The organism is Gramella sp. Hel_I_59, assembly GCF_006714895.1.
Classification (GTDB): domain Bacteria; phylum Bacteroidota; class Bacteroidia; order Flavobacteriales; family Flavobacteriaceae; genus Christiangramia.
Window position 1 is genome coordinate 2,693,752 of record NZ_VFME01000001.1, and the last position, 19,909, is coordinate 2,713,660.

The 19,909-nt window shown below is 40.0% G+C and carries 22 protein-coding genes; 4 read left to right on the forward strand and 18 right to left on the reverse strand.

Translation table 11 applies throughout. The features are described from left to right. Positions 1–32: 32 nt before the first annotated feature. From JM79_RS12420 to JM79_RS12430, 3 genes are read right to left on the reverse strand one after another with little or no spacing between them, the layout of a single operon-like run. The gene (locus tag JM79_RS12420) at positions 33–1,436 is read right to left on the reverse strand and encodes a DUF4097 family beta strand repeat-containing protein (protein WP_141878451.1); all 1,404 of its coding nucleotides are present in this window, start codon (positions 1,434–1,436) and stop codon (positions 33–35) included. Then, positions 1,417–2,028 (reverse strand): hypothetical protein, encoded by a 612-nt coding sequence (locus tag JM79_RS12425; protein WP_141878452.1) that lies wholly within the window; start codon positions 2,026–2,028, stop codon positions 1,417–1,419. Before JM79_RS12425 ends, JM79_RS12420 begins: the two co-directional genes overlap by 20 nt. Continuing rightward, complete coding sequence (locus JM79_RS12430) at positions 2,012–2,503, reverse strand: sigma-70 family RNA polymerase sigma factor (protein ID WP_260443429.1); 492 nt, start codon at positions 2,501–2,503, stop codon at positions 2,012–2,014. The genes JM79_RS12425 and JM79_RS12430 overlap by 17 nt, the downstream gene beginning before the upstream one ends. 225 nt (positions 2,504–2,728) lie before the next feature. On the opposite strand from JM79_RS12430, the gene JM79_RS12435 reads away from it, so the two are divergent. Further along, complete coding sequence (locus JM79_RS12435) at positions 2,729–3,328, forward strand: DUF2911 domain-containing protein (RefSeq protein ID WP_141878454.1); 600 nt, start codon at positions 2,729–2,731, stop codon at positions 3,326–3,328. Between the two features lie 2 nt (positions 3,329–3,330). Here the strand turns inward: JM79_RS12435 and JM79_RS12440 are convergent, their stop codons facing one another. Further along, positions 3,331–3,759 (reverse strand): organic hydroperoxide resistance protein, encoded by a 429-nt coding sequence (locus JM79_RS12440; RefSeq protein ID WP_141878455.1) that lies wholly within the window; start codon positions 3,757–3,759, stop codon positions 3,331–3,333. Positions 3,760–3,863: 104 nt separating this feature from the next. On the opposite strand from JM79_RS12440, the gene meaB reads away from it, so the two are divergent. After that, a complete protein-coding gene (meaB, locus tag JM79_RS12445) occupies positions 3,864–4,940 on the forward strand; it encodes a methylmalonyl Co-A mutase-associated GTPase MeaB (protein WP_141878456.1) in 1,077 nt (358 codons plus the stop codon). On the opposite strand, the gene JM79_RS12450 is transcribed toward meaB, so the two are convergent. The 5 genes from JM79_RS12450 to JM79_RS12470 all read right to left on the reverse strand — a co-directional run bounded on the left by JM79_RS12450 (position 4,937) and on the right by JM79_RS12470 (position 9,530). Then, positions 4,937–5,503, reverse strand: coding sequence for a phosphatase PAP2 family protein (locus tag JM79_RS12450; protein ID WP_141878457.1), 567 nt, complete (start codon positions 5,501–5,503; stop codon positions 4,937–4,939). The two genes, meaB and JM79_RS12450, sit on opposite strands and share 4 nt — an antisense overlap. Beyond that, positions 5,504–5,734 carry a hypothetical protein gene (locus JM79_RS12455; RefSeq protein ID WP_141878458.1) on the reverse strand — a complete coding sequence of 77 codons (231 nt, stop codon included), beginning with the start codon at positions 5,732–5,734 and terminating at the stop codon, positions 5,504–5,506. A gap of 3 nt (positions 5,735–5,737) precedes the next feature. Further along, the gene (locus tag JM79_RS12460) at positions 5,738–7,102 is read right to left on the reverse strand and encodes an MATE family efflux transporter (RefSeq protein ID WP_141878459.1); all 1,365 of its coding nucleotides are present in this window, start codon (positions 7,100–7,102) and stop codon (positions 5,738–5,740) included. A 74-nt stretch (positions 7,103–7,176) separates the two neighbouring features. Next, entirely contained in the window at positions 7,177–8,538 is a 1,362-nt protein-coding gene (locus JM79_RS12465) for a M20/M25/M40 family metallo-hydrolase (RefSeq protein ID WP_260443488.1), read from the reverse strand. A gap of 110 nt (positions 8,539–8,648) precedes the next feature. Next, a complete protein-coding gene (locus JM79_RS12470) occupies positions 8,649–9,530 on the reverse strand; it encodes a PPK2 family polyphosphate kinase (protein ID WP_141878461.1) in 882 nt (293 codons plus the stop codon). Between the two features lie 78 nt (positions 9,531–9,608). On the opposite strand from JM79_RS12470, the gene JM79_RS12475 reads away from it, so the two are divergent. Continuing rightward, on the forward strand, positions 9,609–10,214 hold the full coding sequence (locus JM79_RS12475; protein WP_141878462.1) for a hypothetical protein: 606 nt from the start codon (positions 9,609–9,611) through the stop codon (positions 10,212–10,214). Here JM79_RS12475 and JM79_RS12480 read toward each other — a convergent pair. From JM79_RS12480 to JM79_RS12510, 7 genes are all read right to left on the reverse strand, one after another. Beyond that, positions 10,211–11,377 carry a sigma-54 dependent transcriptional regulator gene (locus tag JM79_RS12480; protein ID WP_141878463.1) on the reverse strand — a complete coding sequence of 389 codons (1,167 nt, stop codon included), beginning with the start codon at positions 11,375–11,377 and terminating at the stop codon, positions 10,211–10,213. The two genes, JM79_RS12475 and JM79_RS12480, sit on opposite strands and share 4 nt — an antisense overlap. Next, positions 11,377–12,276 carry a DUF6268 family outer membrane beta-barrel protein gene (locus tag JM79_RS12485; RefSeq protein ID WP_185739497.1) on the reverse strand — a complete coding sequence of 300 codons (900 nt, stop codon included), beginning with the start codon at positions 12,274–12,276 and terminating at the stop codon, positions 11,377–11,379. The genes JM79_RS12480 and JM79_RS12485 overlap by 1 nt, the downstream gene beginning before the upstream one ends. Continuing rightward, the gene (locus JM79_RS12490) at positions 12,266–13,201 is read right to left on the reverse strand and encodes a mechanosensitive ion channel domain-containing protein (protein ID WP_141878465.1); all 936 of its coding nucleotides are present in this window, start codon (positions 13,199–13,201) and stop codon (positions 12,266–12,268) included. Before JM79_RS12490 ends, JM79_RS12485 begins: the two co-directional genes overlap by 11 nt. 1 nt (position 13,202) lies before the next feature. After that, on the reverse strand, positions 13,203–14,501 hold the full coding sequence (locus JM79_RS12495) for an ABC transporter permease (protein ID WP_141878466.1): 1,299 nt from the start codon (positions 14,499–14,501) through the stop codon (positions 13,203–13,205). After that, positions 14,494–15,423: an ABC transporter ATP-binding protein gene (locus JM79_RS12500; RefSeq protein WP_141878467.1), complete on the reverse strand. Its 930-nt coding sequence runs from the start codon at positions 15,421–15,423 to the stop codon at positions 14,494–14,496. Before JM79_RS12500 ends, JM79_RS12495 begins: the two co-directional genes overlap by 8 nt. Before the next feature lie 206 nt (positions 15,424–15,629). Further along, on the reverse strand, positions 15,630–16,757 hold the full coding sequence (dnaJ, locus tag JM79_RS12505) for a molecular chaperone DnaJ (protein WP_141878468.1): 1,128 nt from the start codon (positions 16,755–16,757) through the stop codon (positions 15,630–15,632). Positions 16,758–16,788: 31 nt separating this feature from the next. Beyond that, complete coding sequence (locus JM79_RS12510) at positions 16,789–17,382, reverse strand: nucleotide exchange factor GrpE (RefSeq protein WP_141878469.1); 594 nt, start codon at positions 17,380–17,382, stop codon at positions 16,789–16,791. A gap of 153 nt (positions 17,383–17,535) precedes the next feature. Here JM79_RS12510 and JM79_RS12515 point away from each other — a divergent pair, with 153 nt between their 5' ends. Next, a complete protein-coding gene (locus JM79_RS12515; protein ID WP_141878470.1) occupies positions 17,536–18,204 on the forward strand; it encodes a YceI family protein in 669 nt (222 codons plus the stop codon). A 54-nt stretch (positions 18,205–18,258) separates the two neighbouring features. Here JM79_RS12515 and JM79_RS12520 read toward each other — a convergent pair whose 3' ends face one another. Together JM79_RS12520 and mnmD are read right to left on the reverse strand one after the other, a co-directional pair. Next, positions 18,259–19,161 carry a TIGR01777 family oxidoreductase gene (locus JM79_RS12520; protein WP_141878471.1) on the reverse strand — a complete coding sequence of 301 codons (903 nt, stop codon included), beginning with the start codon at positions 19,159–19,161 and terminating at the stop codon, positions 18,259–18,261. A gap of 73 nt (positions 19,162–19,234) precedes the next feature. Next, positions 19,235–19,909: a tRNA (5-methylaminomethyl-2-thiouridine)(34)-methyltransferase MnmD gene (gene mnmD, locus JM79_RS12525; protein ID WP_141878472.1), complete on the reverse strand. Its 675-nt coding sequence runs from the start codon at positions 19,907–19,909 to the stop codon at positions 19,235–19,237.

Sequence of the window (19,909 nt, forward strand, 5' to 3'; positions counted from 1 at the left end):
CAGCTTAGTAAGCCAAATGTAAGGGCTAGATCTTAATTTATCAATACATCGCTATAATTTGCCTTGATCGTAATATTACCGCTTCCGTTTTTCGATTTAAAGTAACCATTCAGCATCTCGTTATCATAGGATTTTGTGGATTTCAACTTCATGCCGGCTGGGTGCTTAATATTGCTTTGCATTCCATTGAAACTGAAATTAAAAGCAGTTTCAGGTACACTGAGTTCCAGATCGCTATTTTCCAGACTGATATTAAGATCCTGAAATCCTGAACCAAGATTTTTAATGTCCAGCTTTCCAAAGCTACCACTAAGCACTCCTGTTTTTTGAAGTTCATTGATTACCACATCGCTACTATTAGACTCCAGCTTGATACTCACCGCCTTGTCTATTATACAGTTCTTCACAAATTCTGCTGAAAGCACTCCATAGTCCCAGTAAGCGACTTTCACCGGTGTGTACGCTGCCTTTACCCTTGTATCTTTTCCAGTGAGTCTATTGGCTGACAGCCGACTGTGAGACAGATCGGCTTTCAGATTTTTTATGGTACTCCCAAGTTTTAACTCACCATGACGAACGTTCAGTTCCAGTTTTGCATCCTTCGGAACTTTGATCCTGATGGTTTTCTGATTTTTTGATGAAACTCCGTCACTATTCCCGGTAAACATAAGTCCGCCATTAGCTTCCATATTGGCTTCGAACTGTTTTCCGAAGTTTTCTCCCCAGGCTTCCATTTTCTTTCCGAATTTCTCACCCCAGGCTTCCATGTCTTTTTCGAAATCCTTGCCCCAGGCTTCCATCTTCACTTCATATTCTTTTTCCCATTCTTCAGAATTCTTCTCAACCTCAGCAGCCCACTTCTCCATCTTCGCTTCGTATTCCTTGCCAAACTTTTTGTCCATTTTAGACTCCCATTTTTCAAGGTACTTGTCACCGTCTTTTTTATAAGCGCTATAATCGAATTTCATTTCCTCCATATCATCAGCAAAACCTTCCGGTAGCGGATTTTGTGCAATATTAGCCAATAAAGGCCCCACTAGTTCATTCATCATAGGTTGCAGCATTTCCGGCAGCATAGACAATGGCTCTTCAAGTCCTGAAAGGTCCAGGTCAAGATTCATGTTCATATTGGTGTTACCTCCTCCACTGGATTTGATCTTTACACGATCACCATTTTTCGAGGTTTTTACCTGCCAGTTTTCCAGTAGTTCTTTCGTAGCTTTTTTGTTACCGGAATTTCCGTTTAGATAGGCTTCCACGGCAACCTCGTTCTTATCCCAGTTCTCTACAATGATATTGGTATACCTGGAATCCAGTTCCACGGTCACATTTGCTGAAGTCTTATAGGAATTCTTCAGTTTGCTTGTTTGAGCAAACGATCCTGCCGTGATAAAGAGCAGCATCAATAACATATATTTATGCTTGATAGTTTTCATTTTTAAGGTCTTTTGATTGTTCGATTTCATCTAATTTGTTCTTCAATTTCTTCAGAAGATCCAGTCGAAGCTGCAAGTTCGCGATCATAGCTTCCACTGTTTCCTCATTCAAACCGGTCTCCTGAATTTCCGCGTTAAGTGCGATGTATTCATCATTCAGAGTTTCCAGTTTTCTCATAAATGCATCTATAAGTTCTTTATTTCCTGGCGTCATGTCCAGTTTAGCCAATTGTATATTTAAACTGGCCATATAATAATCTTCGATCTTCTTAAACTCAGGGGAGACATCGCTCAACCTGTAGTCTGTTCCGGGAACTTCTTCACTTTCTACTTTTTCTTCGGAAGGAGTTTCCACAATTTGCGGTGAGTTCACTGTTTCAGCTTCGTTATTACTGAAGTATAAGAATGCTCCCACAGCAAGTGCGATCATAAGTCCTGCGGCTATCTGGAGGAAATAAAAATTGTTCTTCTTTTTCTCCACTGGCATAGCCTTATTCAATCGATCTTCAAAGCGTTGTTGGTGCCCTGACTGAAGTTTCTGTTCTTCCTGTTCCGGCTTCTCCTGAAACATCTTCCTAATATCCTGTCCCATGACTCAAGTATTTTAATTCTTCCTGCAATTTCTTTTTTCCTCTATGCACCAGAGTTCTGGATGCCACCTGGGTTATATCCAGGATTTCGCTTATTTCTTCATGATCGTAGCCTTCCACTAAAAACAACATCAAAGGATACCTGTATTTTTCGGGCAGCTCCTGCATTTTCAATTTCACTTCTTCTATCCCGATCCCGTCATCCACCTGCCAGTCATTCTCTTCTTCTACGGTACCAAGCGTTTGCTCGTTGATGGCTACCAGTTCCAATTTTCTTGCCTTGAGTTTGTCCAGACATTTATTGATCACGATCTTCTTTAACCAGGCACCAAAAGTGACCTCGCCATTGAATTGATGTAACTTAGAGAAAGCTTTGATAAATGCTTCCTGCATGGCATCCTCGGCCTCCATCGTATCCTTCATAAATCTCAACGCCACATAGTACATCCCGTCACAATATTTGTTGTACAGCTTCAACTGGGCCCTGCGGCTGTTGTTTTGGCAAGCTTCTATTAGCTTATGCTGTATCAATTTGATTGGTTTTTGATGGGTTAGTTCATTCTAAAGACGAACCAATAAAGTCCGCGTTGCAAAAATTCCGAAATTTATTTCACAATCGCTCTATATTCTTACATTTAAAGCGATTAGCGCAAGTAAACCTTATGGCAGGTTTATTGGATAGGTTATAATAAATGCTAGAAAATGAACTCTAAACTAAAAACAGGCTTGAGTATTGCCGGAGGATTGATCATCGCTGGTTTACTTACAATGCTTATAATGAGATATACTACGAAAGCTCATAGTCCTGAGGATGTTGCTACTTATGAGCAGAACGGGATAGGACTGGAGGTATTTTACAACCGGCCCTACAGAAAAGATCGCGAGATCTTCGGTAAACTTGTACCTTATGATGAAGTCTGGCGAACCGGTGCAAACGAAGCTACAACTTTTGAAACCTCTTCAGATATTCTAGTTGATGGAAGTCTATTGAAAGCTGGAAAATATACTCTTTGGAGCATTCCGAAGCAGGATAGCTGGAAGGTGATCTTTAACGATCAAATGTATCCCTGGGGAATAGACATGGATAAAAAAGCTTATAGAGATCCGCAATTTGATGCTTTGGTATTGGAGAGACCAGTTGAGAAATCTGCTGAAATTACCGAGCAATTCACTATTTCCTTTGAAGAAGCCGGCGACTTTATTTCCATGGAACTTGTCTGGGATCAGGTAAAAATAGAGATCCCTATAAAAAAAGAAGAGACGCCTGCAGGCGCCTCAACTAATACTATTATATCTGGATGATATTAGTCTTCGTCCAGCATCAGGTTTAGAGTAACGTCGATGTTATCTCTGGTAGCTCTGGAATAAGGACAAACTTCGTGAGCTTCATTTACCAGCTTTTCACCCGTTTCCACATCAACTCCTGGAATGTAGGTATCCAGAATTGCAGAAAGCTGAAGATTTCCAGAATCTGTCTGACCTAGTTTTACTGTAGCTGTAACGCTATAATCTCCAAGATCGATCTTGTGTTGTTTTGCAACATGCTCCAAAGCACTACCATAACATGCGGAGTATCCCGCTGCAAATAATTGTTCCGGGTTAGAATAGTCTCCACCTTCACCACCAAGGCTTTTAGGTTTTCTCAATTCCATATCCAGTATACCATCTTCACTACGAGTATGCCCGTTACGACCTCCCTGAGTAGTGACTGTAGTTTTATACAAATTCTTCATTGCGTAAAATAATTTAAGTAATTTAGTTTTCTCCAATATACCAAGCATTTAAAGATGCCTGAAAAAGCTAGTCATAATTTTCTCATAAAAATTACCGCTTCATTTTGAACGAACATCAGCATAAGTCTGCGCTAAGCGAATCTCAAAGCAATAATTCCTCAGGAAATGTTAGTGCAGAATCTGCCCGAAGAATAAGAGATTCCCGCCGCAAAAAATGTTCGGAAAAATCTTTGCTGAAAGATTTGCTGAAAGGAAATAAGACTGCTTTAGGAAGAAGTATCACTCTGGTGGAAAGCAATCAACTGAAGCATAAAGAAATGGCTGAAGCAATCGTGGAAGGAGCATTGCCCCACGCCAAGAAATCGATTCGCGTTGGGATTACCGGAGTTCCCGGAGTTGGAAAAAGTACTTTCATCGAAAGTTTTGGTTCCTATCTTATAAATCAGGGAAAAAAGGTTGCGGTTCTGGCGGTAGATCCCAGTAGCTCGGTATCTCACGGAAGTATCCTGGGAGATAAAACCCGAATGGAGAAACTGGTCACTCAGAAAAATGCCTTTATTCGTCCTTCGCCAAGTGGGGATTCTTTAGGAGGTGTCGCTCGGAAAACAAGGGAGAGCATTCTGCTTTGTGAAGCAGCAGGATTTGATGTCATTCTTATTGAAACCGTTGGTGTTGGGCAGAGTGAAACGACAGTTCATAGTATGACCGACTTCTTTTTACTGCTGAAACTGGCTGGTGCCGGTGATGAATTACAGGGAATTAAACGCGGTATCGTAGAAATGGCAGATGCGATCGTAATTAATAAAGCTGATGGCGAGAATCAAAAAGCTGCCCGTGAAGCAAGACTCGAATTCAAACGTGCGCTTCAACTCTACCCGCCAAAACCGAGTGAGTGGAAACCACAGGTACAATTAATTAGTGCTTTATACGAAAAGGGGATTTCCGAAGTATGGGAAATGATTACGGAGTTTAAAAATTCCACCGACAATAACGGCCATTTCGAACACAACAGGCAGGAACAGAACAAGTTCTGGTTATTTCAGAGTATTAACGATCACCTGAAAAGTCAGTTTTACAATGATGCTAAGGTTAAAATAGAACTTGAAAAGCAACTCAGACTGATTGAAGAAAATAAAACTACTGCATTCACTGCCGCCCGTGCACTGCTGAAATTATCCTAGTCTTTCAGAAACTTCAGAAAAAGATATTTCCTTAGTTCATGGAATAAGAATCCAAAACTTATTCCTATCAAAATACCGGTAACTACATCTCCTGGATAATGTACTCCCAGATAGATCCGGCTATATGAAACCACAAGGGCCCAGATACTCAATAATAAAAGCATTTTTGGATACGCTCTTCGGAATAAAAGTCCGAGGAAAACAGCCACTCCAGTTGAATTTGCAGCATGAGCAGAGAAATAACCGAACCTGCCACATCGTTCTGCAACATACCTGGCGTATTCCATGACTCCTTCCTGCCGGCATGGTCTGGGTCTTTCAAATCCATGTTTAAATAAATTTGCCAGCTGATCTGTAGCCGTAATGAGCAGTGTTACTACCACCATCGTAAGCAGCGTGGCCTTCCATCCGAATTTTCGAAATATCAAATAGAGCAATAGCGCGTATAATGGAATCGCCATCCATTTATCACTGATCGCGATCCAGAGCCAGTCCCACTCTTCTGCACCCAGGTTATTGAGATACAGAAAAAGTTCTTTGTCCAGGGCTACTAATTTCTCCATTTAGTTCTCTTCGTACCTGCTTACTTCGCGGTCATAAAATTCAGAAGCATCTTTAATGATGCCTTCCATTTCACCAGATAATTCCTTTTCATCCTCTTTATCAAATTCTTCCAGCCATTCTACTTCATCGTCTTTGAGGTCGATAACAAAGCGTGGGAATTCGGTATGTACCACAAAAATAGATTCAGGATAATCAGTATTATCACCTAATATGAACTTTGGTAATTCCATAGTTTATGTGTTTAATTTTGCTTCTATAGTTCTAATCAATTTTCGGCTTAGATAATTAAATCGGAAATATAACATAATAGCTGAAGCTGTTAAACCAGCCAGTAAACCGAGCCAGATTCCCATACTACCAAGCCTTTCTGGCTGGCCGTAATAGAAACTCACCGGAAATCCGATAATCCAGTAAGCGATAAAACAGAATACCGTGGGGATCTTTACGTCTTGTAGTCCTCTCAAAGCGCCAAGGATCACGACCTGTATGCCATCACTTAATTGAAATAAGGCTGCTATCACCAGCAATTGTGCGGCAAGTGAGATCACTTCAGCATTGTCTATATAAAATGTTGGTAAAATATCCTTCAGCAGTACAAATAAAAGTGCGAATACAGCTTCAATAAGGAAAACCAACAGGAAAATCGATATTCCTATTCGTCTTAGTTCCCGGTATTTCTTTAATCCTACCTGATTGCCGACTCTAATAGTTGCCGTTACACCCAAACCAACCGCAATCATAAAGGTCATACTTGCCAGGTTGAGAGCGATCTGGTTTGCAGCCTGCGGATTCGTTCCCAGGTTTCCAGCCAGAATGATCGTTCCGGTAAAGATAGCTACTTCGAAAAGCATTTGTAAAGCTGTCGGAAATCCTAGGGATAACAGTCTTTTGAAAATACTCCATTTCAGCATTTCCTTTTTAGACCATTTGAAGTATTCGGCAAATTTGGATTTCCTACGGAGGATCTCCCAAACGAACCAGAGCATAAAAAATCTTGAGATCAGGGTTCCCCAGGCAGCTCCTTCAAGCTCCAGTCGTGGAAAGATCCAGATCCCATAAATAAGTATATAGTTGAAAATAACGTTCACCACATTCGCCAGTAAGGTCGCATACATCGCATACCTGGTTTGTGAGAGTCCGTCTGCAAATTGTTTGAACGCCTGGAAGGCCATTAACGGCAACATGGAAAGAGCCACAATATTAAGATAAGGAATGGCTAGGTCCACTACCTCTGGTGGTTGATCAAGGTAATACAGCAGAGGTTTTGCGATAAGCAGAATAATAAATAAGAACAAGCCATTCAGAGTACACAGAATAAGACCGTGGTGGAAATAGCTTCGCCCACCTTCTACATCATTCGCACCATCGGTTTCAGCAATAAGCGGAGTAATAGCAAAACTAAAGCCTATACCCAGAGACATCGCTATAAAAACCAGGGCATTTCCCAGGGAAACTGCAGCCAGTGGAGCGGCACCCAATCTCCCGATCATCAAATTATCAACAAGGCCTACCATCACATGCCCTAATTGCCCGAGCATCACCGGGTAGGCGATGTTCAGGTTTTTACCGAATTCTTTCGTATAAGCTGATAATTGCAAAGCTTGAATTTAAGTTTGCAAAGGTAGAGCCTTTAAATATCTTTTAAAGAAATGACCTTAAAATAATTCTCTTCCTACTTCTTCAATTGCGGTGTATTGGAGATAGATTCCAGTCCGTATTTATCTACAAGATAAACCAGGGAAGCCATTGTTGCCGCACCCAATTCCAGTTCTCTTTTATTCACCGCATCAAAAGTATCGTTCGCGGCATGGTGATAATCGAAATAGCGTTGGGAATCAGGTCTCAATCCAGCAAGCACCGTATCGCCACCTTCAAGCGGACCAATATCAGCTCCACCACTTCCTTTTTCAAAATAATGGATCAGGTAAGGCTCGAAAAGTGGCTTCCAGGACAGAACTTTATTGAATTGAGAATCGCTCGCGTTAAAAGTAAACCCTCTTGGAGTAAATCCTCCCGAATCACTTTCAAGCGCAAATACATGATCTTCATTTTTTTCCTTTGCAACCTCAGCATATTTATTTCCACCACGAAGACCATTTTCTTCATTCATGAACAATACAACACGTAGCGTTTTTTTAGGTTGATACCCGGTTTCTTTCAGTAATCTAAGGACTTCCATAGATTGCACCACTCCTGCACCATCATCGTGAGCACCATCTCCAAGATCCCAGGAATCAAGGTGACCACCTACTACCATGATCTCATTTGGAGTTTCAGAACCAGTAATTTCACCAATTACATTATATGATTGTACATCTGGAAAGTTCTTACAATTCATTTTAAAATAGACCTGCAGGTCGTTCTGAATCTTTAGCATACTGCTTAGATATGCGGCGTCGTTGGTAGAAATCGCCGCCGCCGGTATCTTTTGATCTTCTGTTAACTCACCATAACTCATAGAACCGGTATGTGGTAGATCATCCATTCTAAGATTCATAGAACGTACGATAACACCAACAGCTCCATATTTAGCTGCTTCCTCGGCCCCAGAATAACGTTGATCCACACAACCACCATAAGCTTCAAAAGTAAGTATATGATCTGCGCGCATAGGTCGGTTATAAAAAACGATCTTTCCTTTTATCTTCTCTTCCCCGTATTCTTTTAATTGTTCCAATCCCTGTACTTCTATCACCTGTGCTTTCGTACCACCTTCAGCAGTAGCAATAGAACCACCAAGAGCCGTAATATTCACATTACGGGTATCGCCAGGACCTGTTTGTACGTAAGCAAATTCCCGTTCTCCGCGAGTCCACTTTGGAACCATCACCGGTTGCAACCAGACTTTGTCAAGACCTAAATTCTCCAGTTCTTTTTTGGTATAATCCACCGCTTGTTCAGCATTGAAAGAACCAGATAGACGACCGCCTATTTGATTGGACAGATGATCCAGCCACTCATAGCTTTTTCCATTTAGCAGCGACATATCATAGATCTTCCTGATATTTAGAGAATCTGAAGATTGCGCGATCATTGCTGAATGAATTCCGAAGAAAGACAGCGCCAGGGTACAGAGTAATTTTTTCATTAATTGGGATTTGGTCGCAAATTAAAAGAATTTAAACAGTTCAAAAACTGAAGTTGCTATTTTTCAGCATTTAATTCTTCTTTGTATTGATCTAAATTTTCCAGGATTTCCGGAGCAAGTTCCGGTTCCTGCACTTCCTTATATTTTGAAAGTTCATCTTTCAGAATCTTTGCAACCAGGTATCTTGCCGTTGGCTTATCATCTGCCGGGATGATGTACCACGGAGCATTTTCCGTAGAAGTTTTATTGATCGCAGCTTCATAACAATCCTGGTATTTATCCCAGAGTTTTCTTTCCTTAAGATCACCCGGAGAAAATTTCCAGTTCTTGCTGGGCTTATTCAGCCTTCTCAATAATCGATCACGTTGCTCATCTTTGGAAAGGTGCAGGAAAAATTTAAAAATGATCGTTCCATTATGTGCAATATGATCCTCAAAATTCCGGATCTGTTCGAAACGCTGATCCCAGAAGTTTTCATCTATATCTTCAACGCTGTTGATGCCAGGAATATTTTCATTCATGATATACCCGGGATGGACTCTTGTGACAAGCACATTTTCGTAATGAGTTCTATTGAACACGCCGAATTTACCACGCTCGGGCAAAGCGATATAATGACGCCACAAATAGTCATGCTTTAGCTCCTTGTGAGAAGGTGTTTTAAAGCTGTGCACCACCACTCCCCTACTATTAAAGTCTTTAAAAACCTCCCTGATCAAACTGTCCTTTCCCGCAGTATCCATTCCCTGCAGGCAAACCAGCACGCTATATTTATGGTGCGCATAAAGTACATCCTGCCAGTCGCCAAGCTTTTTGCGTACATCTATGAGCTTATCTTTAATTTTATCTTCTGAAGCTTCCATCTCAATCTTTGTAGGCTTCTCTTTTAGTTTAATATTACCGGTTACTTTGAGCTGGGTATGGTCTATTTTCTTCATAAGATTATTAAATGAACCACTAAAGATACGATCTTTATAAAAGTTAATTTTTTTATCTTCGCCACAAATTCATTCGGCTTGGACAAATTAGAGAGAAAAGATATCATCGATAAGGTCACTACACTTTTAAAGGAGATCCCTTCTTCTATGGATGTCGTTAAAAATGATGAAAACCGTGACGAGAGATTCAGGTATCTCGCTACGCATATGGTAGAAAAGGCAATTGAGAAAGATGCACTTATCGTTTCTGAAAATCGCCAGGGTATCGCCATTCTTTTCAAAACCAGTAAGAAGGATAATAATATCTGGAAAGATCTATGGTCTCAACTCAAGCTGGTTGCTAATGTAACCGGAGTGAAAAATGCGCTAGACATTCTCAAGACACAGAAGTACATTAAGAATCAACGTCCTCAGGAAGGTGAATATCTATACTGCTGGTTCTGGGGAATTCTAAAGGAATACCGAGGCGCAGATACGCAGGTAGGAAAGGAAATGAAAGATGTTTTCTTTAGAACTGCACATGATACAGGTCTGGAATTATATGCAGAAACCCGCGGTAGAACGAATGCTATCGTTTACCAACGGGTTGGTTTTGATCTTTTTCATGAATGGGACCATCCAAGTGGAGACACCATGTATTTTCTTAAGTACGATCCTAAAAAGCCTAGAAATAAAAGACCTTAGAACCTGCTTCCGAAGAGCTCCACATCTTCCCTGGTAATTTCCTTACCACCAAGAATAATAAGCCTTTCCACCACATTTCTAAGTTCTCGTACATTTCCACGCCATTCACTTTGCTTTAGCATTTCGATAGCTTCTGAAGTGAATTCTTTCTTATTAGTTCCCTGTTCTGTAGCGATCTTTTCACTAAAATGTTCTACCAGGAGCGGGATATCGTCTTTTCTATTTTTTAAAGCAGGAACTTCGATAAGGATCACGGCAAGACGATGGTAAAGATCTTCTCTGAAATTATTTTCCTCGATCTCTTTTTTAAGGTCTTTGTTTGTGGCCGCGACTACTCTTACATCTACTTTAATATCCTTGTCACTTCCAACCCTTGAAATTCTACTTTCCTGAAGGGCTCTTAAAACTTTTGCCTGAGCAGACATACTCATATCCCCAATCTCATCGAGAAAAATAGTTCCTTTATTAGCCGCTTCAAATTTCCCGGCTCTATCTTTATTTGCTGAAGTAAAAGCTCCCTTTACATGTCCGAATAGTTCACTTTCGATCAATTCTGAAGGGATCGCAGCACAATTCACCTCGATCATAGGTCCTTTAGAGCGATCACTCTTCTGATGCAACCAGTGCGCAACAAGTTCCTTTCCTGTTCCATTTGGACCGGTAATAAGAACCCTTGCATCGGTATGAGCAACTTTTTCAATCATGCCTTTGATCCTGCTGATCTCTTCAGAATCCCCAATCATTTCATAGTTCTTGCTTACCTTTTTCTTCAGTCGAGTATTTTCCACGACTAGTTCTTTGCGATCAAGTGCATTTCGAACAGTATTCAGTAATCTATTAAGATCCGGTGGTTTTGAAATATAATCAAAAGCTCCGGCCTTCATGGTATTTACAGCGGTATCAAGATCTCCATGTCCAGAGATCATTACAACAGGAATTTCTGGCTTGATCTTTTTAGTCGCTTCAAGTACTTCCACACCATCCATTTTCGGCATTTTGATGTCACAAAGGATCAGGTCAAAATCTTCATTTTTCACCAGTTCCATTCCTGCAAGTCCGTCTTCAGCTTCGGTTACATGATAATCCTTACTTTCTTCACTCAGTATTTTGTTCAGCACTCGTCTTATGCTTGCTTCGTCTTCTATCAGTAATATTTTTGCCATTAGAATATTGTAAATTTTATTCCGCTTCTCGCGTAAAATGTATTTGTTTCATTGATCGTGTACAGATCCTCACGATCTGCATCACGCAACCTTATATCATTCAATAAAGTATGTCCGCCATAAATATAAAGCTTCAAATGGTCGGTAATGCTATATTGATAACCTAAACCACTCAGCAATATTGTCATGGATATACTTTCTGCCTTTGGTCTATCATTAAAAACTAAAGGCTGAGTGTCAATATTTCTTTGAATATTCGCGAAAAATCCATCCAACGTAACAAAGGCCTGTAATTCACTGTTTTCGCTAAAATGATATTTCATATTGGTCTTCGGGATTCCGACCGTATATGACCAGTTTTCTGCCCATTTTCTATAGTAGCTCACGATAGGCAATGGAAATGGAAACCCGGTAGTAGTACTATAACGTAACCCAAGAATAAGTCTCCAAGGAATTTCTACCTCTTCCTTATCTCTTATTTTCACAAAGAATACAGAACCAGTATAGATAAGATCATCTGCCAGTATGGTATTTTCAGAAAAATTTGAAGCTATCTTCAATCCTCCTTCGGCACCGAATCTCCAGTCGTTACCAAATTTAAAAGTGTAACCTAAAGAACCGGTAAAAGACTGAAACCTATCAAGATCTGTTGTTTGAAATCCTGTAGGATCTTCAAATTTGAAATTTACGTTCCTGTATTCTACGCTCGGCACCAGGTAAGCACCATCTTTTTTTAAAGCAATAGGATAGGCTACCTGTGCTCTAAACCTTCGGAAGGAGTTATCTGAATTTTTCTGCGGAAAATAAGTGTATTCGATCCTGGCAAGATCAGCTGTCTGGGCATTCAGAAAAGAAAAACCCAGCAAACATAGTATCAAAATCCAGGACTTATGCATCATTCTCAGTAGTTTGATTGTTAGGAATTTTATTCCCTGGCGGATAAAACATATGTACATCTCGCTGCGGGAATGGAATGGTGATATTGTTCAACCTGAACTTATCATTGATCTTGAATCTCAATTCACTCTTCACCTTAGGGTCTACAAAGCTGTCTGACACATAGAAATGTAACGCAAACATTAAAGCAGAATCTCCAAAATCTTCAAAAAGCACGAATGGCTCAGGCTTCTTTAAAATACCTTTCTGCTCCTTTGCGCATTCCAGAAGGATTGTTCTAACTTTTTCAACATCACTTCCATAAGCAACTCCCACTTTAACCGATTCCCGGGTGGTTTTATGGTTTTGCGTATAGTTATATACTGTATCGCTTATAAATTTATGGTTTGGGATGATCATTACCTTATCATCTCTCGTAAGAGCCCTGGTAGTTCTTAGTTTAATTTCGAATACCCGGGCCACCCGGCCATCCATTTCTATAATGTCTCCAACCAGAAGTGATTTATCAAGAATGATAAATATACCACCAATTACATCCTGAAATAATTCCTGCAAAGCCAGACCAAGTCCAACAAATAACGCGGCAGAAGCTGTAAGCAAGATAGTTACATCTACACCCGTGGAGCTTAAAGTGATCAGGATCACCGTAAGATAAACAAAGTATTTGATGAATTTGAAGACGCTTATAAACTTCATCTTGTCTTCGTCCATCAATTTTGAGGTGATGAAAGATCGAATTAATCGTAATGCCACGCTGGTCAATAGAAAGGACAGGATAACAATAATGACCATTCCAACGGTGATCTTTACATCATCGCCTCCTATCTGATAACTGAATCCGGCGTTCCAGAAATCCTGTATCAAACCCCAGATATCCTCCTCAATTACTTCTGTAACTTTCTCTTTTGTAGATTGATCGTCCTGCATTCTAATACTTAAGCCACTTATACAATTCTTTATAGCTTGGTTTTTTCCCGTACATCAATATTCCCACACGATAAATTTTTGCCGATAACCAAAGTACTGCGAAATTAGTTCCAATTAAAATAATGATGGAAATTAAGATCTCGTACCATGGCACCCCAAACGGAATACGCATGAGCATTACAATAGGTGATGTGAAAGGTATAAATGAAAATATGGTTGATACGGTCCCGTGCGGATTTTCCACTACGGAAAAGAAACCTACATAGATCCCTAAAATAAGAGGTAGAATAACCGGAAACATAAATTGCTGTGTATCAGTTTCACTATCTACCGCAGCTCCAATCGCCGCATAAACCGAACTGTACAAAAAGTATCCGCCAATAAAATAGATCACAAAGAAACTAAGCAGGCTGGCATACGGTAACTTCAGAATATCGATCACAAGCTGATTGATCTTTGGATTCCCAGCATTTTCCATCGCCACAGTGGCCGGTGTCTGTGCTGCCATAGGATCAATACCTAAGAAAGTAGACAATCCTAATAATAGTACACTTCCAAGAATTACCCAGACTACGAATTGGGTTAGTCCCGCAAGACTGGTTCCCAGAACCTTCCCCAGTAATAATTGAAAGGGTTTTACTGAAGAAACAATGATCTCAATAATCCTATTGGTTTTCTCCTCAATCACACTACGCATGACCATATTACCATAAATGATAATGAACATCATAAGCAGATAACCGGCTGCACCACCAAAGAACATCTTGATATAATTAGACATTTTCGAACTTTTCTCACCTGAGAAATTCTGGATATCCACGCTAACATCTGCTCTCGCTTTATCTATTTCTGAAACATCTATTCCTTTATCAATTAGTTGTTTACGGGTTAATTTATCTGAAATGGTTTTCTCTATATTCTCTATAGTTCCAAAACCGGGTGTCTCTTTTCCGAAGAATTCGATCGTATCTGGTTTGCCGCTAATAGAATTGAGGGGAGAGATATGGATGAGTCCGAAATATTCATTTTCCAGCACCTGAGTCCTGGCAAGCTGAAGATCTTTTTCTGATAGATCCAGATATTGAACCTGCTCTCCATCTTTAAACTCTTCAGCAAAAATTCCTGTATCATCATGAATTCCAATGATCTTTTGATCGGTACTATTGAGCATACTCAAATAAGCGATCAACATGATCATTCCCACAAAGATGAGCGGACTCAAAAATGTCATCACAATGAAGGTCTTATTGCGTACCCGGGCAAGATATTCCCTGCTAATGATCAACTTTAAATTACGCATTCTGAGTCACAGTTTTAATGAAAATATCGTTTACTGAAGGAATTACCTCCACAAAATGGTTCACCTTCGCCTGGCTGAGTAAATATCTAAGCAACTCATTAGAATTGTCTTTATCACCAACTTTGATGGTCAGCTTAAGATCATCCTGAATACTCTTGTACTTAGCGGGTCCAACTTCAAATTTTGACTGCAGGTCTGCATACAAAGCATTTTTATCTGCCGTTTCCAAACCAATTTCGAAAGTGTTTGAAGTATATGCTTTTTTGATCTCGTTGATTGGGCCATCCAGTAATTTATTCGATTTATGGATTAGTGCTATATAATCGCAAAGCTCCTCCACGCTTTCCATACGATGAGTAGAGAATAGAATAGTAGCTCCTTCTTCTCTTAATTGCAGTATCTCGTCTTTGATAAGATTCGCATTCACCGGATCGAACCCACTAAAGGGTTCGTCAAAAATCAGAAGCTTTGGACGGTGTAGAACGGTGATCACAAATTGTACTTTCTGAGCCATTCCCTTAGACAATTCCTGGATTTTTTTATCCCACCATTCCTCTATCTCCAGCTTTTCGAACCAGTATTTAAGCCGTTCTTTAGCTTCAGCTTTACTCAATCCTTTTAATCTTGCCAGATATAGTGCCTGTTCTCCAACTTTCATGGATTTGTAGAGCCCTCTTTCTTCCGGCAGGTAGCCAATATGGGCGATATCATCTGGATGTAATGGTTTGCCATCAAGATATACCTTGCCTTCATCTGGCATGGTGATCTGGTTAATTATCCTGAGAAAGGTAGTTTTTCCTGCACCATTGGGACCTAAAAGTCCAAAAATACTTCCGCGTGGGATACTTAGAGAAACATCGTTGAGAGCTGTAAATTTTCCGAAGCGCTTGTAGACATTCTCGGCAACCAAAAGATTATCCATAGAGTTCTTTATAATATGTTAAAGATATAGAAATAGCAATAGAGAAAAAGTCGATTATGAAGATTTTATTATTCAAAAAAGTCCCTAAAAACAAAACCCACCCTCAATAAATTAAGGATGGGAAAAAAATTGCTATGAAAAAGAAAAATTATCGCTAAAAGACTTAGCGATAATCAAATATATAAAAATTTTCTTAAAATTGGATTTTATGAAAACATATCTTTTACTTTTTCAAAAAATGACTTGTCACTTTTCTCTGGATTCGGCTGGAAGTTATCGTCATTAGCCATTCTCTCGAAAAATTCTTTCTGTTCTTTATTTAAGGTTTTTGGAGTCCACACATTTACGTGAACCAGCAAATCTCCTTTTCCGTAGCCATTAATACTACTAATACCCTTACCACGAAGACGTAAAATCTTTCCAGACTGCACTCCTTCTTCGATCTTGATACGAACTTTTCCAGTTACCGTATCAATCTCTTTTGAAGTACCAAGTGCTGCTTCAGAATAACTTATATAAAGGTCATAGTGAAGATTATCACCTTCACGTTGTAAGCTCGGGTGCTCCTTCTCTTCGATCGCAACTAGCAGATCACCAGGAATTCCGTTACCCGGAGCATCATTTCCTTTTGAAGAAACCTTTAACTGCATTCCATCTTCAACTCCTGCTGGAATCTTAATAGAAACAGTTTCTTCCTTCATAATCAGCCCCTGAGCATCTGCACCTTCGGGTTTTTTGTCAATGATCTGTCCTGACCCACCACATGTAGTACATGGAGAAGCAGTTTGCATTCTACCAAGTATGGTATTAGTGACTCTGGTCACCTGACCTGACCCGTTACACGTAGTACAGGTTTTATAAGTAGTCCCAGAAGCCTGAATCTTACGCTTTACTTTGATCTTCTTTTCGCAACCGTTGGCAATCTCTTCAAGGTTTAGGCTCACACGAATTCTAAGGTTACTCCCTTTTGCACGTCGCTGTCCTCCACCAAAGCCGCCGCCGAAACCGGAGAAACCTCCGCCTCCGCCAAAGCCACCGCCAAAGATGTCACCAAACTGGCTGAATATGTCATCCATATTCATACCACCGCCGCCACCGCCGAAGCCGCCGCCATCGAAGGCCTGATGACCAAAACGATCATATTTAGCACGTTTTTCCTGATTTCCTAATACCTCATAGGCTTCAGCAGATTTTTTAAACATATCTTCAGCTGAGGAGTCACCAGGATTCTTATCCGGATGATACTTCAAAGCCAGTTTTCTATATGCTTTCTTGATCTCTGCTGCTGAAGCGTCTTTACTTACGCCTAATATTTCGTAATAATCTTCTTTCATACTGTGTTTTTACAATTCTGTAAAAGCGTTTTTATTTTCCTGTAACCACTTTTGGATACCTGATAATTCTTTCTCCAAGCTTATAACCTGGCTCAACCACGTCTACGATCTTACCTTTAAGATCTTCTGAAGGTGCTGGGATTTGTGTAATAGCTTCATGAATTTCAGAATCAAAATCACTCCCCTGCTCCACGTCCATTCTTTCAAGACCTTTAGCCTTTAGAGTTTCGCGAAGTTTGTTGTGAATTAACTCAACTCCTTTGAGAAGGTTCTCATCACCAGACTTATTGATCTCGTTCATCGCCCTGTCAAAATCGTCCATTACCGGCAGCATAGCTGTCATTACTTCCTGGTTGGCAGTTTTGAACAATTCAAGACGTTCCTTTGAAGTTCTACGCTTATAATTTTCAAATTCTGCAAAAAGTCTCAGGAATTTATCCTTCTCTTTTTGAAGATCTTCTATCATGCGCTCTTCTTCGCTAAGTTCGCTATCGCTTGCTGTATCTTCTGCTTCGGTATCATCACCGGCCTGGTCTACCTCATTGATCGCTTCATCCATCGCATCCTCAACCTGGTCTTTCACTCTTTTATCTTCGTCTTTGATGTTATCTTCTTTTCGGCTCATTTTATAAAAAATTTACTTTCTGCTGCAATGGGGTCAAATTCATTGCCAATTAAGCTGAAATGTCAAAATGTCACAGAAATTATTTAATAAAACTTTAAGAAGTCCGGTTTGATTTTCAATTTACTTTTGCGCGGAATATAAAAAACTTTAACAATGAAAAAATTATTACTGAATGCATTTGTAGTAGCTAGTCTTGGACTTGGTTTTACAGCATGTAAAAATAACAATAACGAAGCTGAAACAGCTGACGCGAAAGATGCGGCAACTGCTGAAGCTGAAGCAATGGAATATAAAGTAGATACTACTGCTTCCACTATCGAATGGCAGGGTTCTAAGCCAACTGGAAATCACACAGGAACTATCGCTGTGAAAGAAGGTACATTTATGGCTACAGACTCTACGATCCAGAGTGGAACTTTCGTGATCGATATGCAGTCTATCGAAGTTACAGATCTTGAAGGAGAAGAGAAGTCAAATCTTGAGGCTCACCTTATGGGAACTGTAGAAGGAAAAGAAGGTGACTTCTTTAACGTTCAGGAATATCCTGATGCTACTTTTGAAGTAACTGGAATCACTGAAGAAGAAGGTACTACAATGCTACAAGGGAATCTTACAATGAAAGAAGTTACTAAGAACATTACTTTCCCTGTAACCATCAGCAAAAATGATGATACTTACACTATCAGCAGTAAAGATTTCAGCATCGATCGTACAAAATGGAACGTAAACTACGGATCTAAATCTGTATTCGAAGGTCTTGGAGACCAGTTCATCAACGATGAAATTCAGTTAACGATCAATCTTGAAGCTAAGAAAGCTTAATTATAAAGATCAAATAATAAAAAAAAAGGCTGCCATCTGGCAGCCTTTTTTGTTTTAAGTAAGATCCTCCAAAGCTTTGGAAAGATTAGAGTATTTAAATTTATATCCATGTTCTTCTATCTTCTTACAACTTACCAGCTGACTGGAAAGAACGATCTGTGACATTTCGCCAAGCATGGTTTTAAGTACGAATTTTGGAACATTTGGAAGCCATAATGGTTTATTGAGTTGATCTGCCAATTGCTTGGTCATTTCTTTATTCGTTACCGGGTTTGGAGCAACCGCATTGTAAACTCCTGTAAGCTCTCTTTCTATAGCGTGAAGAAAAATACCGGCAAGGTCATCAAGGTGTATCCAGCTCTGCCATTGTTTACCACTTCCCAAAGGGGCTCCAACATTCATTTCTATAGGTTTTCTGACCTTCTCAAGCATTCCGCCTTTTTCGGATAGCACCAGACCAACACGAATTTTAGCTACATCTATTCCAAGGTTACTAAACCTGTCTGCCGCTGCCTCCCATTTCTTCACTACAATTCCTACAAAATTATCTGCAAGCACTTCGTCATCCTCAAAGTATAATTTTTCCAGGGAGTCCGGATATTTCCCAATAGCGCTGGCAGAAATAAAATTTTCCACCTGGTGTTCGTTGTTCTTTAAGGTATCGTAAAGCAATGCCGCAGTTTCGGTCCTGCTCTTAATGATCGTCTCTTTGTATTCCGAAGTCCATTTTTCAGCAATACTGGCACCTGCAAGATGAATGATTGTGGTAACACCATTAATACATTCCTTTTCTATCTCTTCAGACTTTGGATCCCAGTAAAAACCTTTGTAATCTTCCCTTTTTTCAATCTTCGATTTACTGGTGGTTAGATAATGTACTATCATGCCACTCTCTCTGCATAGATCGCTCAACCTGGAACCAATCATTCCAGTAGCTCCTGTAATAAGTACTTTCATCTCTTTTTTGAAGAAATATACAACAGACTAAAGGCAGGTGTAGCAAAATTCTACAGGTTTAACGAGAATGCAGTTATAGTTTAACAGCTCTTAACATTTCACGCTTCCCCGGAGGTCCTGGTAATTTCTCTACGTGAAAACCAGCGGAAATCATAGCTCTACGAACACTCCCTTTGGCAGCATAGGTTACAAGGACACCATTAGATCTTAGAGCCTTGTACATAGAATTAAAAATATCCTCACCCCATAGCTCAGGTTGAACTCTTGCGCCAAAAGCGTCAAAATACACGAGGTCAAACTGGTTCGTCATATCGAGTTCCTGAAATGTTAGTTTATTCTTCAGTAGAGAAAATTTCTCGGTGATTGCGACTGAAATTTCCCAGGGAATGGAATGTAGTTTTTTGAATTGGTCTTCAGCTGAAGTAGCGTCGGCCGCCTCTGGATAATTAAGCATTTCAATTTCTGAAGTAATTACGGGATATGCTTCTACTCCTGTATAGTTTATCTGAAGGTCTAGACGATTGGATTCTAAAAGAGTTAAAAAAGCATTTAGTCCGGTTCCAAAACCAATCTCAAGAATTTCCAGTGGTCTCTTTGAATTTGATTCCAACCAGTGATGTAATCCCATTTTAAGAAAAACGTGCCTGGCTTCCTGAATAGCACCATGTTTGGAATGGTATTGTTCATCCCATTCCGGTAAATGTATGGTCACGGAACCATCGCTGGTTTTAATGATCTTTCTTTCCAA

Coding starts and splice junctions, on each gene's coding strand:
- JM79_RS12420 (WP_141878451.1), bottom strand. CDS start 1,436: ATGAAAACTATCAAGCATAAATATATGTTATTGATGCTGCTCTTTATC.
- JM79_RS12425 (WP_141878452.1), bottom strand. CDS start 2,028: ATGGGACAGGATATTAGGAAGATGTTTCAGGAGAAGCCGGAACAGGAA.
- JM79_RS12435 (WP_141878454.1), top strand. CDS start 2,729: ATGAACTCTAAACTAAAAACAGGCTTGAGTATTGCCGGAGGATTGATC.
- JM79_RS12440 (WP_141878455.1), bottom strand. CDS start 3,759: ATGAAGAATTTGTATAAAACTACAGTCACTACTCAGGGAGGTCGTAAC.
- JM79_RS12450 (WP_141878457.1), bottom strand. CDS start 5,503: ATGGAGAAATTAGTAGCCCTGGACAAAGAACTTTTTCTGTATCTCAAT.
- JM79_RS12455 (WP_141878458.1), bottom strand. CDS start 5,734: ATGGAATTACCAAAGTTCATATTAGGTGATAATACTGATTATCCTGAA.
- JM79_RS12465 (WP_260443488.1), bottom strand. CDS start 8,538: ATGATCGCGCAATCTTCAGATTCTCTAAATATCAGGAAGATCTATGAT.
- JM79_RS12470 (WP_141878461.1), bottom strand. CDS start 9,530: ATGAAGAAAATAGACCATACCCAGCTCAAAGTAACCGGTAATATTAAA.
- JM79_RS12480 (WP_141878463.1), bottom strand. CDS start 11,377: ATGGCAAAAATATTACTGATAGAAGACGAAGCAAGCATAAGACGAGTG.
- JM79_RS12485 (WP_185739497.1), bottom strand. CDS start 12,276: ATGATGCATAAGTCCTGGATTTTGATACTATGTTTGCTGGGTTTTTCT.
- JM79_RS12490 (WP_141878465.1), bottom strand. CDS start 13,201: ATGCAGGACGATCAATCTACAAAAGAGAAAGTTACAGAAGTAATTGAG.
- JM79_RS12495 (WP_141878466.1), bottom strand. CDS start 14,501: ATGCGTAATTTAAAGTTGATCATTAGCAGGGAATATCTTGCCCGGGTA.
- JM79_RS12500 (WP_141878467.1), bottom strand. CDS start 15,423: ATGGATAATCTTTTGGTTGCCGAGAATGTCTACAAGCGCTTCGGAAAA.
- dnaJ (WP_141878468.1), bottom strand. CDS start 16,757: ATGAAAGAAGATTATTACGAAATATTAGGCGTAAGTAAAGACGCTTCA.
- JM79_RS12510 (WP_141878469.1), bottom strand. CDS start 17,382: ATGAGCCGAAAAGAAGATAACATCAAAGACGAAGATAAAAGAGTGAAA.
- JM79_RS12515 (WP_141878470.1), top strand. CDS start 17,536: ATGAAAAAATTATTACTGAATGCATTTGTAGTAGCTAGTCTTGGACTT.
- JM79_RS12520 (WP_141878471.1), bottom strand. CDS start 19,161: ATGAAAGTACTTATTACAGGAGCTACTGGAATGATTGGTTCCAGGTTG.